General features: G+C 51.1%; 13 protein-coding genes. 6 read left to right on the top strand and 7 right to left on the bottom strand.

Annotated features, from left to right (window positions below):
• The 4 genes from LA360_RS32040 to LA360_RS27095 form a co-directional block, all read right to left on the bottom strand.
• Window positions 1-230, bottom strand: a 230-nt coding sequence (locus LA360_RS32040) for an alanine:cation symporter family protein (RefSeq protein WP_416824171.1), incomplete at its 3' end; no start/stop codon positions are given.
• Window positions 145-1,032, bottom strand: coding sequence for an alanine/glycine:cation symporter family protein (locus LA360_RS27085; RefSeq protein WP_263870330.1), 888 nt, complete (start codon window positions 1,030-1,032; stop codon window positions 145-147). The genes LA360_RS27085 and LA360_RS32040, both read right to left, overlap by 86 nt.
• Entirely contained in the window at window positions 1,032-2,342 is a 1,311-nt protein-coding gene (locus tag LA360_RS27090) for an alkaline phosphatase family protein (protein WP_022201691.1), read from the bottom strand. Before LA360_RS27090 ends, LA360_RS27085 begins: the two co-directional genes overlap by 1 nt.
• The gene (locus LA360_RS27095; RefSeq protein WP_022201692.1) at window positions 2,329-3,147 is read right to left on the bottom strand and encodes a DeoR/GlpR family DNA-binding transcription regulator; all 819 of its coding nucleotides are present in this window, start codon (window positions 3,145-3,147) and stop codon (window positions 2,329-2,331) included. Before LA360_RS27095 ends, LA360_RS27090 begins: the two co-directional genes overlap by 14 nt.
• A 248-nt stretch (window positions 3,148-3,395) precedes the next feature.
• Here LA360_RS27095 and LA360_RS27100 point away from each other — a divergent pair, with 248 nt between their 5' ends.
• The 5 genes from LA360_RS27100 (at window position 3,396) to yedF (ending at window position 9,293) form a co-directional block, all read left to right on the top strand.
• The gene (locus LA360_RS27100) at window positions 3,396-4,673 is read left to right on the top strand and encodes an MFS transporter (RefSeq protein ID WP_022201693.1); all 1,278 of its coding nucleotides are present in this window, start codon (window positions 3,396-3,398) and stop codon (window positions 4,671-4,673) included.
• A 136-nt stretch (window positions 4,674-4,809) separates the two neighbouring features.
• Entirely contained in the window at window positions 4,810-4,968 is a 159-nt protein-coding gene (locus tag LA360_RS27105) for a hypothetical protein (protein WP_225537236.1), read from the top strand.
• Between the two features lie 297 nt (window positions 4,969-5,265).
• Entirely contained in the window at window positions 5,266-6,915 is a 1,650-nt protein-coding gene (locus LA360_RS27110; protein ID WP_022201694.1) for a Na/Pi cotransporter family protein, read from the top strand.
• A 376-nt stretch (window positions 6,916-7,291) separates the two neighbouring features.
• Complete coding sequence (locus LA360_RS27115) at window positions 7,292-8,332, top strand: LacI family DNA-binding transcriptional regulator (RefSeq protein ID WP_057572820.1); 1,041 nt, start codon at window positions 7,292-7,294, stop codon at window positions 8,330-8,332.
• A 334-nt stretch (window positions 8,333-8,666) separates the two neighbouring features.
• Window positions 8,667-9,293 (top strand): sulfurtransferase-like selenium metabolism protein YedF, encoded by a 627-nt coding sequence (gene yedF / locus LA360_RS27120; protein WP_022201696.1) that lies wholly within the window; start codon window positions 8,667-8,669, stop codon window positions 9,291-9,293.
• Window positions 9,294-9,396: 103 nt separating this feature from the next.
• On the opposite strand, the gene LA360_RS27125 is transcribed toward yedF, so the two are convergent.
• Together LA360_RS27125 and LA360_RS27130 are read right to left on the bottom strand one after the other, a co-directional pair.
• On the bottom strand, window positions 9,397-9,786 hold the full coding sequence (locus LA360_RS27125) for a group II intron maturase-specific domain-containing protein (RefSeq protein ID WP_225537842.1): 390 nt from the start codon (window positions 9,784-9,786) through the stop codon (window positions 9,397-9,399).
• A gap of 26 nt (window positions 9,787-9,812) precedes the next feature.
• Complete coding sequence (locus tag LA360_RS27130) at window positions 9,813-10,256, bottom strand: reverse transcriptase domain-containing protein (protein ID WP_465220224.1); 444 nt, start codon at window positions 10,254-10,256, stop codon at window positions 9,813-9,815.
• Between the two features lie 107 nt (window positions 10,257-10,363).
• Between LA360_RS27130 and LA360_RS27135 the strand changes: the two genes are divergently transcribed.
• Complete coding sequence (locus tag LA360_RS27135) at window positions 10,364-11,356, top strand: hypothetical protein (protein WP_242997630.1); 993 nt, start codon at window positions 10,364-10,366, stop codon at window positions 11,354-11,356.
• 7 nt (window positions 11,357-11,363) lie between these two features.
• Here the strand turns inward: LA360_RS27135 and LA360_RS27140 are convergent, their stop codons facing one another.
• Window positions 11,364-11,837, bottom strand: a complete 474-nt coding sequence (locus LA360_RS27140) for a reverse transcriptase family protein (protein WP_225537812.1) — start codon at window positions 11,835-11,837, stop codon at window positions 11,364-11,366.
• Window positions 11,838-12,026 lie beyond the last annotated feature (189 nt).

Genomic DNA, 12,026 nt, shown 5'->3' on the forward strand with positions numbered 1-12,026 from the left:
AATGCCTCCGCTGCCAGGGATGCCGCATTTGCCCCTTCCAGGGGCACACCGCTTGCCAGGATGGAAAAGCCAGTGGTACTGCATATAACCATGGTATCCACCAGCACCTCCGCCACACCGTAAAGCCCTGTCTGGCCGGATGGTCTACCTGGGCCGCGGAAATGGATGACGGCCGCAGAACCTTCGCCTGCCTCGTTGGAATACAGTCCCCTGGCCACGCCGAACCGCATGGCCCTCCTTCATTGTCAGCCCTGCCGCGGCCCCCATCCCCGCCTTCATGGAACATGCTTCCCGGAAAATGCGGTTCAGCATGGGCAGAATGGATTCCAGATTGGCAAACACCACCACAGCGCCTCCCACAATATACAGCGACGCCATGATTGGCACGACTTTCTGGGCTGTATCCGCCAGACGTTTCAACCCTCCGCCAATGATAAAAATCATGGCAGCCGCCAATACAACACCGGTACACAGCTTCGGGACCCCGAACACCTGATAGGCTGCGCCTGATATGGTATTGGACTGAATCAGGGTTCCGCCTGCATTCTGGAAAAACAGAAGGACAGCCGCGGCCACGCCCAGACACCGTGTATGGAGTCCCTTTTCAATATAATACATGGGACCGCCGTAATAGCTTCCGTCCACGCCTTTTTGACGGAACACCAGACCCAGTACGATTTCCGCATATTTGGTGGCCATTCCTAAAAATGCAGCCGCCCACATCCAGAACAGGGCGCCCGGACCTCCACCAATCAATGCAGTGGCAACCCCCACGATATTCCCGCTTCCCACACAGCTTGCGATTGCCATATAAAGAGCCTGGACGGAGGACACGGTTCCCTTATGGTTCCGGGATGGTTCTGTTCTATCTTCTTTTTTGCAGAATTCCTTTATAATCCAGGGGATGGACCTGAACTGGATGCAGCCCGTGGCAATGGTATAAAACACGCCCAGCCCCAGCAATACAAACAGCATCCAGTTTCCCCACAGCAGGCCGGCCAGATTCCCCAGAACTGCCTCTGCTGTTTTCATCACTCCAACCGGTTCCTTCCCTCTGCCTGCGGCATATGAAATCCCATGACAGCTGCCAGAGTAGGCGCTATGTCAATCAGCTTCATGGAGCCTATATCGTGTTTCCGTTCTATCCCGCATCCTTCTATCATGAAAGACGCCCTCATTTCCTCGAAGTTTTCACAGTAGCCATGCTGGGCTTTCTGGTGCAGTTTTTCCGTACAGTAATCCCCCTGCACATCGTCCCGTATTTCATATCCCTTTTGAGAGACCAGCACATAGTCAGCCAGAGGGAAACCGCCTCGTTCTATGGCCTGTTTCCGGTCCAGTACCTCCAGAATGCCCAAATACGGATTGGATGACAGCTCCTTCATTACCTGCTCCAGCTTTTTTCCGGCATCTTCATCCTGCCCGTCCTTCAGCCGGATTTCAGACATGCCCCCTGCACGCTGGGACCAGGCTTTCCAGTCCGTTACCCTGCCATTTTCATCTGTAGTGATAAGCCCTGCTTCCCTCAGCTTCACATTAGGCCGGATATTATACCGATTGTCCAGTGTCCCATGGTCGGAAACAACGCAGACAACCGCCTGGTCATCCGTTATTCCATGTACCTTCTCAACCAAGTCTCCCAGCATTCTGTCAATGGCCTCAACCGCATGGGCAGCCTCTTTGCTGTATACCCCATACTCATGGGCCATCTCGTCAAAGGACGCAAAGTAGGCTGACATGAAAAAAGGCTGTTCCTTTACCCTGGGCGCCAGCTTATGGTCCAATACCCACATGGCTGCCTTGTACCGCTGCCTGTCCCCGGCTTCCGTCAGGTCCAGGCCTCCTGCATACCTTCCAATTTCCTCCTCCATCTCCAGAACCATGCCCTGCGGCACGGACATGGCGTCGATAAACCGGCTGTCCAGCTCTGTTCCATCCCACCAGAATTCCGGCGCCATAAAATCTCCCCCGGCAGCCACTGATGTGGGAAATGCCACGCTGGCAGACAGATATCCGTGTTTTCCGGCAGCCTCCCACAGATTTTCCACTTTTCTGCTGGTAAACCAATGCCATGCTCCCATATGCTCCTCCATGGGGTCAAATATTCCATTGTTATATATGCCGTGGACAGCGGGATTGGTACCTGTGATGATGCTCTGGTGGCAGGGATAGGTAAAGGTAGGAAACACACTCTGCACGCCCTGGCCTGCAAAGGTACCATTCTCCACAAAATATTTACTTATATTAGGAAGGCTGATTCCCAGACGTTCCTGTTCAAAAACAAACTCCGGCTTCAATGCGTCCACCGATACCAGCAATACACTTACCTTATTTTGCTCCATGACCTTTATCCCCCTGTTTTTCCGGTTTCTCGACCCTGATGCCTGCCTGTTCAAAGGGCTGTATCTGCTCCTTTGCTGCCTCGGAATCCGTAATAATCATCCCCACCCGGTCGATGTCGCACATCTTTACCAGTGAATTCACGCCCAGCTTGGTACTGTCCGCAATGACAATGGTCTGGTCTGAGGCCTCCATCATCTTTTCCTGCACAATGATTTCATCCATACGCTGGTAGGTGATTCCCCGGTCAACCGAAATGCCGCAGGTGGTCAGAAAAAATAAGTTGATGCTTAATTTGGAAAATATCATGCCTGCAATATCAGACACAAAGGCCAGCTCCTCAGGGCGGTATACGCCGCCCGTTGCAATGAGTGTGATTCCCTTTGCATCAGCCAGTTCATTTAAAATAGCAATGGAATTGGTGACCACGGTCAGTGAACGGAATGTCCTCTTTATGGCGCGGGCCAGCTCATAGGAAGTGGTTCCGGAGTCCAGGGCTATGGACTGACCCTCCTTAATAAAACGGACCGCAAATTCTGCAATCTCCACCTTGCTCTCCAGGTTTTCCCTTTCCCTGGCTGAAAAATTCTGGTATTGGATGTTCTGCTCCCCAGGCATATTTTCCCTATCCGCCAGAAAAGCCCCTCCCCTTGTACGGCGTATCAGTCCAAGGGCTTCCATGTTCTCCAGGTCCCTGCGGACTGTTTCAGGAGAGACTCCCATCTTCTTTTTTAAATCCGCGACCCTGACGCTTCCGTCTGTCTGCATCAGGCTTATTATCTTTTGATACCGTTGTTCTGCCAGCATCCGCAAACGCTCCTTTCTGTTTTGTTTCCCTGCTCACCTCTGGTTTTGCTTAGTTTAACTTATTTTAGCACATGTAAGCACATCATTCAACTATTTTTCTCCGCAAAACGCCACAAATTAACTTATTTATTTTCGTATATATTCCACAAAACAGCTCGTTTTAACTCATCTTAGCTTGACTCAGCTCATTTCGTCACATATACTAAGAGTACGGAAACAAATGGTAAATATAATGAGGAGATGAAAAAATGAAAACAAATGCAGACAACAGTCAATCAAAGAAATGGATTTCATTTGGTACATTGGTATTGGGCGCCGGGACCATTTATAAGCTGGGATGCTTAAAGGACGCGTTCTATGTTCCCATGCAGGAATTCATGGGGCTGTCCCACACACAGATTGGTACGGCCATGAGCGTGGCAGGGCTGATTTCCACCTTCGGATTCCTGATTTCCATCTATCTTACGGACCGGGTATCTAAAAAAATCATGATTCCCATGTCCCTGCTGGGTATCGGATTACTGGGCATCGGTCTTTCCGCCTTCCCGCCGTACTGGCTCTTTCTGTTAATCAACTGCGGTCTTGCCGTCTGCGCGGACATGCTCTACTGGCCCACCATGTTGAAGGCGGTCCGGCTTCTGGGAACAGAGGAAGAGCAGGGGCGCATGTTCGGAATCATGGAAGCCGGACGCGGGCTTGTGGATACCATCATTGCCTTTGGCGCACTGGGTGTCTTCGCATTAATAGGGAGCAATGCCGCCAGCCTGAAGGCAGCCATTCTCTTTTACTCAGCCGTTCCCATGGTAATCGGCATCATCGCCTATTTCCTTCTTGAACCGGATGAGATTAAGGCTGTCAATGCTGCCGGTGAAAAGGTAAGCAAAAACAAGGCTGCCATGGATAATGTCATGCTCGCCCTTAAGAACAGGAACATCTGGCTGGTATCATTTAATGTATTTGCCGTCTACTGTGTTTACTGCGGACTTACATATTTCATTCCCTTCCTCAAGGACCTTTATGCCATGCCCGCTGTCCTGGCAGGCGCCTACGGAATCATCAACCAATATGCCCTTAAAATGCTGGGAGGCCCTGTCGGCGGCTATCTCACCGACAAGGTCTTCCATTCAGCAACCAGATATCTTCGGGTCGTATTCGTAATTACAGGGGCGGCCCTGACTGTCTTCGCTTTCCTGCCTCACAGCAGCATGAACGTATACTTCGGCATGCTCATGACCCTCAGCATCGGCGCCTGTGTATTCAGCATGCGCGCCATATTCTTCGCACCCATGGACGAAATCAATGTTCCCAGGGAGATAACCGGCTCCGCCATGTCGCTGGGTTCCTTCATCGGTTATCTGCCGGGCGCATTTCTGTACTCCGTCTACGGAAACATTCTGGACCGCAATCCGGGTATCAGCGGCTACCGCATTGTATTTCTCATCATGGCTGTGTGCGCCGGCGCCGGTTTCCTGCTGAGCAGTTACATCCTGGGTGTGATTGGAACGAATAAAGCCATCAATAATTAATGCCTTTTACAGCCAGCACTCCGTCGGATACCCCGAATATAATGTTAGGGGTTTCGGATTTCCATTTTCATTCATATAAAACTTGGTTTCATCCGTGATTCCTGCAAATCCGCCCTGGGACCGGGACCAGAATTCGATGCCCCTTCTTCAGCAGATATCCGTGATTCATCACAAGGACCGTTACCTCTCCACCTATACACAGTATTTTCAGGAATTAATACTGAAATATTTCCATGAGGTTGAGCAGATTCCGATTGATGAGCTGGTGAACTCGTCCTCTGTTTCTCTGCAGTGAAAAGCACCAGGCGTAATTATATTGCATTAAAGTATCGTTAATATTCCTCCCATCCCGTTGACATTGTCCCTTTATCCTCATATAATTCCAGCAGGACAGGATATTTCCATATATAAAACACCGGAAGGAAAATGACATACATATGGACGCCACCGTCAACGACGATGACCAAATTTTCACCATAACCACACTTCATATGTTCAAAAAAAGGCATGACCCGCATTCATTCACATGGATGCGGGTCATGCCTTTTTCTTTCCGCACAACACTGTCAAACATGTAAAAGGAGGAGTCATTGTGAGTATTCAATCGTTTTTCAGTCTGCTGGGAGGGCTGGCGTTATTTCTGTACGGGATGCAGATGATGAGCACCAATCTGGAGGCCGCAGCCGGCAGCCGCATGAAGCAGATACTGGAGCGCCTGACTGCCAATCGGTTTTTAGGCGTGTTCGTGGGGGCCGGAATCACGGCAATCATCCAGTCCTCATCCGCCACAACCGTCATGGTGGTGGGCTTCGTCAACTCCCAGCTCATGACGCTTAAGCAGGCTGTCTGGATCATCATGGGTGCCAATATCGGAACCACCGTGACCGGGCAGCTCATAGCCCTGGACATCGGGGCCGTCGCGCCGTTGATTGCATTTGCAGGTGTTGCTCTGATTCTTTTTGTCAAGCAAAAAAAGGTCCAGTTTGCCGGAGGGATTATTGCGGGTCTGGGTATCCTCTTTCTTGGCATGGAAATGATGAGCGCCGCAATGATACCGCTGCGTGATTCCCGGCATTTTGTCAATTTGATGACAAAGTTTTCCAATCCCTTTCTGGGGATTCTGGCAGGAGCTGCTTTTACTGCTGTCATCCAGTCTTCTTCTGCATCCGTTGGTATTCTTCAGGCCCTGGCCGTAAGCGGATTAATCGGACTGGACAGCGCGGTCTTTGTGCTGTTCGGTCAGAATATCGGCACCTGCATCACGGCTGTCCTGGCCTCTATCGGGGCAAACCGCGACGCCAAACGGACCACCCTGATTCACCTGATATTCAATGTCATTGGCACAGCTGTGTTTACTTTGGTCTGTCTGGTGTCACCCTTTACCCAGTGGATGGCCTCGTTCACGCCGGATAATCCCGCGGCACAGATTGCCAATGTGCATACCCTGTTCAACATTGTTACAACCCTGCTTCTGCTGCCCTTCGGCACGCAGCTTGCACGGATTTCCGAAAAGCTTCTGCCGGACAAGCCACAGAATACAACGGATGATGAGCGCTGGTTTGAGGATTTGCTGGCCTCTGAACATGTACTTGGCGTATCTGTCATAGCAAGGAAGCAGCTGAATGAGGACATCGGTCAGATGCTTGCTCTGGCTGCCGCCAATGTTGAAACCAGTTTTCTGGCGTTCGTGCATAGGGATGAGGACGAATTGGAGCAGATTCAAAAACGCGAGGAAGAGATTGACCTTTACAATGCCCGGCTGTCCAGGAGGATTTCCAGGGTACTTGCCGTGGAAAATTCCCCGTCCGAGGTAAATGCGCTTAACCGCATGTTCTCCATCATCGGAAATGTGGAACGCATTGGCGACCACGCAACAAATATCGCGGGCTATGCCCGGACCATGATGGAGCGCAGGCTGGAGCTTTCTTCCCAGGCATCTGCTGAGCTGGCCGATATGAGGACCTCATGCATGGGCGCCGTACGCCTGATTTGCAGCGCCTGCATCGCTGAGTCCAAACCCCGGCCAGAGCAGGACTCCCTTCCGGAACAGGCTCTGCTTCTGGAACAGGACATTGACAGGCGGACAGCCCGGTACCGTTCCAACCAGATTGAGCGCATGAGAAAGGGGAAATGTCATGTGGAAACTTCCATCCTGTATTCGGAAATCCTGACCGATTATGAGCGCATCGGCGACCATGCGTTCAACATTGCCCAGGCGCTTGACAAGCTGGATGAAAATTAACATGTGGATTCTCCTCCTCACGGCAGTCCCCCAGCTTCAGGCATCAATACCTGCTTCTTCCCGGAACCTTATCGCCTTTATTTCAACCGTAAAAGAAAACCGGGTAAACACTCCCGGTCTTTCCATTGACAAATCATATAAGGCTCTATATACTTAAATCAATCATTGTCACGAAGACCATGTCCTTCTCCAAGAGAAGTCTGTTTACGATTTGAAATGAACGCAGCAACATTAAAATAAAATGGATAAAACGCCACGAAGACGCACCGGACTGTTGAAACAGTCTGCTTCTTCCGGCGTTTTTTATGTTCCTGGAGGTTATTATGATTAAACGTACGCCGCTGTTGGCAGATAAGGGCATCTGGAGGCAGATTCCATGACACTGAAAGAAATCGCTGCCGAAGCCGGAGTTTCCGTATCCACGGTCTCCCGCGTAATCAATAAAAGCGGAAAGTCCCCCGCAGGCAAGGAAGTCCGGAAAAGAATACTGGAAATCGCGCAGAGGACCGGCTATACCCCCAATGCTCATGCGCGGAATTTAAAAATGCATTCCGTCCGCGAGAACGGTAATGCATGCCGCTCCATCGCATGCCTGTTCGCCCAGGCTGCCGACATTGGCAGCGAGCTGGCGCGCGCCGTCCTGGTGAAAGGCATGGAGGAGGAAGCACGCATACATGATTACAGCTTGAAATACAGCCTGTCTTCCCTTGACGGCTTCCTTCCCCCGGCTTTTGACATGATGGCAAATTCCAGCGTGGACGGAATCGCCATAATCGGCAGCAGCCTTGCGGACACGGATTCCACCGGGCAATACCTTTCCCAACGGACTCCCCGGCATATCATCTACACGGGCTTTGAATATCTGGACGCCGGCCTGGACCAGATTGTCTGTGACGGACAACGGGCTGCCTCCGATGCAGCAGACCGCCTGATCCTGTCAGGCCACAGGCAAATTGCCTATATAGGCGGCCGCGGATATAGCGTCCCTTTCCTGGGGTACTGCGCGTCCCTGAAGGAGCATGGCATTCCCTGCCGTGAATCCTGTGTAAAGCTTGTCCCCATTTCCATGGAAGGCGGGTATCTGGGGGCAGGCGAACTTCTGAAATCCGGATTAAGCCCCACGGCATGTTTATGCTCCAATGATGTTATCGCAATCGGAGCCATGCGCGCAATCAGGGAATTCGGGCTGACTGTCCCCGGAGATATATCCATTATCAGCATGGACGATATCAATGTGGGGCAATACTTAGACCCGACGCTGACTACCATTCATCTTCCCCTGGCTGAAATGGGACGGATGACCGCAAAAATCCTGATCGACAGGATTGAAGGAGGACATCATCTTCCTATGAAAATCGTACTTCCATACCATATGGTGGAACGCGAGAGCTGCCTCAGCTCCGATGCCCCCGATTAATAACCGTTTGCGGATTTTTAGCGGATTTTCCCGTTAAGTGGGAGTCAACAACCGGCTGCCCTGAATTATTTTTACACGGTTCCGGACGGGGCGGCTCCCGTGCAGACTTACCGGAATAAACTGTACGGAAAACAGGAAACAGAACCGCATCCGTATAGATAAAAAATATAGTTATCTTTTCACTATAGAAAAAATAAATGCAGGCCCTGTAAAGGGGCAAAAGCGTTTGCATACACTTCCAAACCTGCTATAATTAGAGACATGTGATGATAATTTCAAAGCACACTTCCGGGAATAGGAAGAATCAGATACATATTTAAGGAGGATACGAATCATGAAATTAGATGAACGCGGAAAGCAGTGCCCAAGACCTGTCATTGACACTAAGAAGGCATTGGAATCCTGCAATCCGGGAGAGACGGTTGAGGTATTGGTAGACAACGAGATTGCAGTCCAGAACCTGAGCAAGATGGCTGCCAGCAAAGGCCTTTCGGCTGTTTCCGAGAAAATAAGCGATAATGAATTTTCCGTAAAAATCGCAGTTGGCCAGGGAGTAACCCCTGTCTCCGGTGCGGCGGATGATTCAGGTGAGGAACCAGTGGCCTGCCAGCCGGACAGCCGCAAAAAGGGCATGACAGTGGTTCTGTCCTCCAACCTTATGGGTCACGGCGACCCTGAACTTGGAAAGGCTCTGATGAAGGGGTTTGTCTACGCGCTTACCCAGCAGGACGCTCTGCCGGAAACGATTCTTCTGTATAACAGCGGCGCCTATCTTTCCTGCGAAGGTTCCGACAACCTGGAGGATTTGAAATCCCTGGAATCCCAGGGAGTGGAGATTCTCACCTGCGGAACCTGCCTGAATTTCTATGGATTAAGCGAAAAGCTTCAGGTTGGCAGCGTCACCAACATGTATGAGATTGTGGAACGCATGACGGCCGCCAAACTTTTGGTGCGTCCTTAAGCTTCCTGACGTCCAGACTGGCAAAATGATTATAATAATCGGATAGGGGAGATTTTAACCTCCCCTTCCACACCACGTAGCGTACCGTTCGGTACTACGCGGTTCAATAGTTTACTCGGACTTTCAGATAGTGGGCAGTCATATCGGGATAACCAAGTCTGTCCACTATGATTCTTTTGGTGAGTGCCGAGTTGAGCATTCCCGCCGCTCTCCACACTCCCTTTCGGCAGTTCGCCATCTCATGCACCTTCCACTCCGGTAAATGTAACGCCCGCAACATTTTATATCTTGTGCGTACCTTCTTCCATTGTTTCCAGTACACCGCTCGGATTCTGTGGCGCAGCCACTCATCCGTCTGTTCCATCAGGCTTTTCATGTCTGCATATCGATAATAGTTAATCCATCCCCTTGCATAGCTTCGGCGTTTTTCTTCCCTCTCCTGATTGCTCCATTTGTTCCCTCTGGTTGTCAGCTCCCGTATCCGGTTCTTCATTTTTGCCACCGACTTCGGGTGTATCCTCATGCGCGGCATTTCCCTTTATGCCGGTAAAAGCCGTAGCCCAGGTATTTTATCTTGCTGACGTGGCTCTCTGTCGTTTTCTGGAGATTGACTTTCAGAAACAGTTTTCCTGTGATGAATGGCACAATGTTTTCCATCGTCCTCTCTGCGCTTTTCCTGCTTTTGCACAGAATCAGGCAGTCATCCGCATACCTCACATACTTGTGTCCCCTGCTCTCCAGTTCCTTGTCCAACTCATTCAGCATGACATTTCCACACGAGGGACTTAGCGGGCCTCCCTGCGGCACGCCCTCGGTCGCTGCGTGAAATCCTCCGTCCTCCATTACTCCGGCTTTCAGGTACTTGTGTATCAGCGAGATTACCCTCCCGTCCTTCACCGTCCTCGACAGCACCTCTATCAGCTTGCTGTGGTTCACCGTGTCAAAGTAGGATTGTAAATCCATGCTGACCACGCAGACATATCCTTCGTTGATATATTTCCTGCATCTTTCCAGTGCGTCATGCGCCCCTCCTCCCGGGACTCCTGATCTGCGGCAAGTGCGGCCGCCGCATGACTGTCCGTTATACCGGGAATGGCGGCATACGCCCCCTGTACGAATGCGTCGGCCGCTGGAAACACGGCAACAAGGCCACCTGTTCCTCCGTCCCTGCCGTTCCCCTCGACCAGGCTGTATCCGATAAGATCCTCTCCATTATGAAGCCTTCGGAACTGGAAATCTCCCTGAAGGTGATGCACAGTATCAATGACACGGACAGGATGTCGGATAAGCAATGGCTCCTTGCAGTCGAACGGGCACATTACGAAGCAGACCGTGCAGAAAGGCAGTTCATGCTTGCAGATCCGGAAAACCGGCTCGTTGTCCGTTCCCTGGAAGCGAATTGGGACCAGAAGCTCAAGGATCTGGAAAAAGCAAAGCAGGATTACGCTGCATACCGTTCAAAAAAAACCTGGGTCCCTTCCGAAGAAGAGGAAAAGGACATCCTGGACCTTGCCCGCAGGATCCCTGAGATCTGGAACGCACCCTCTTCAACACCAGTGGAGAAGAAGCGCATTATACGTGTCCTGATTGAAGATATCACCGTCCTGTCAGAAAAAAGATGTCCTGATTTTTCAATAGGCATCCGTTTCCGCAGCTGCAGAGTCGAACACTTATCCTTAAAAAAGCCCCTCCCCTGCGCGGACCGCAGGCGGCACACGGATGATACCATCACCATCATCCGTGATCTCGCTTCATCCATGGATGATTACGAGATCGCCGACTGTCTGAACCAGGACGGCCTGACCACCCCGGAAGGAAAAAACTTCACTTATGCCGGTGTCAGACGGATCCGTTACAAGCATGCTATTTCCGGCCCTTACCAGAGAAACCGTCAAGGCATCTCTGTTGCTGAAGCCGCCAGCCTGCTGGGCATATCCACCGGAAAGATCTATTATGGCATCTCTGCGGGAAAGATCCCCGCCAAAAAGCAGCATCCCGGGTGGCCTTGGGAGGTATTGATCGATGATACCAATCTGGAATCAATAAAAGCTCTTTATACATAGGTTTTCTTTACCCTGAAACCAGCTGCCTTCCGTATAGCTGGAGGCAGCATTCCAAAACATCGTTGGGAGGTGTGCAGTATGAAGTCACCGTGGGTATCCCCAGTTTCCTTGTTTTTCCTTTCTCCTCTTTGGGTATTTCTACCCTTCGGACTGGGTTTGGCTTGTATTTGCCTTCCCTCACCTGCTCGACCAATTCGGACTGGTGTTCTCTCAGGTAGGGTAGAAGTTCATCCACCTGCATTCCGTCAATCCCACCAACGCCTTTGTTCGTTTTGACCTTCTTATAGGCGGCATTTAGATTGTCGCTTCTAAGAATCGTATCTAGCAGGTTGTCCGTCCGAAAGTCCGTGTTGGTGTCGGGGTTCCCGGTAATCCTTTCATGGGCGTACTCTCCTGTTTCCCTTCCCTGTTCCGCAGGTATCTCTCGCAGGTAGTCCTCAATATGAAGTTGTCTGTACTTAATTCCATGTCCGGTTTCCATTTGGTAACGACACCTCCTACTGTTCAGTCCTTCCCGGTGCGTTTGCGACCGCCCGGTACTATGACCTCTGCTGACTTCTCACGGCAGGCTTTACTCCGTGACAGCGAATGTTTTATCGCCACTTTCACGTCCGTGAGACCTCCCCGGGTACTCACACGTTCTTTCCCACTTATACCTGCCCCGTTTACT

The sequence above is a fragment of the Enterocloster clostridioformis genome (assembly GCF_020297485.1).
GTDB classification, from domain to species: domain Bacteria; phylum Bacillota; class Clostridia; order Lachnospirales; family Lachnospiraceae; genus Enterocloster; species Enterocloster clostridioformis.

Coding starts and splice junctions, on each gene's coding strand:
- LA360_RS27085 (WP_263870330.1), bottom strand. CDS start 1,032: ATGAAAACAGCAGAGGCAGTTCTGGGGAATCTGGCCGGCCTGCTGTGG.
- LA360_RS27090 (WP_022201691.1), bottom strand. CDS start 2,342: ATGGAGCAAAATAAGGTAAGTGTATTGCTGGTATCGGTGGACGCATTG.
- LA360_RS27095 (WP_022201692.1), bottom strand. CDS start 3,147: ATGCTGGCAGAACAACGGTATCAAAAGATAATAAGCCTGATGCAGACA.
- LA360_RS27100 (WP_022201693.1), top strand. CDS start 3,396: ATGAAAACAAATGCAGACAACAGTCAATCAAAGAAATGGATTTCATTT.
- LA360_RS27105 (WP_225537236.1), top strand. CDS start 4,810: ATGCCCCTTCTTCAGCAGATATCCGTGATTCATCACAAGGACCGTTAC.
- LA360_RS27115 (WP_057572820.1), top strand. CDS start 7,292: ATGACACTGAAAGAAATCGCTGCCGAAGCCGGAGTTTCCGTATCCACG.
- yedF (WP_022201696.1), top strand. CDS start 8,667: ATGAAATTAGATGAACGCGGAAAGCAGTGCCCAAGACCTGTCATTGAC.
- LA360_RS27125 (WP_225537842.1), bottom strand. CDS start 9,786: ATGAAGAACCGGATACGGGAGCTGACAACCAGAGGGAACAAATGGAGC.
- LA360_RS27130 (WP_465220224.1), bottom strand. CDS start 10,256: ATGGATTTACAATCCTACTTTGACACGGTGAACCACAGCAAGCTGATA.
- LA360_RS27135 (WP_242997630.1), top strand. CDS start 10,364: ATGACTGTCCGTTATACCGGGAATGGCGGCATACGCCCCCTGTACGAA.
- LA360_RS27140 (WP_225537812.1), bottom strand. CDS start 11,837: ATGGAAACCGGACATGGAATTAAGTACAGACAACTTCATATTGAGGAC.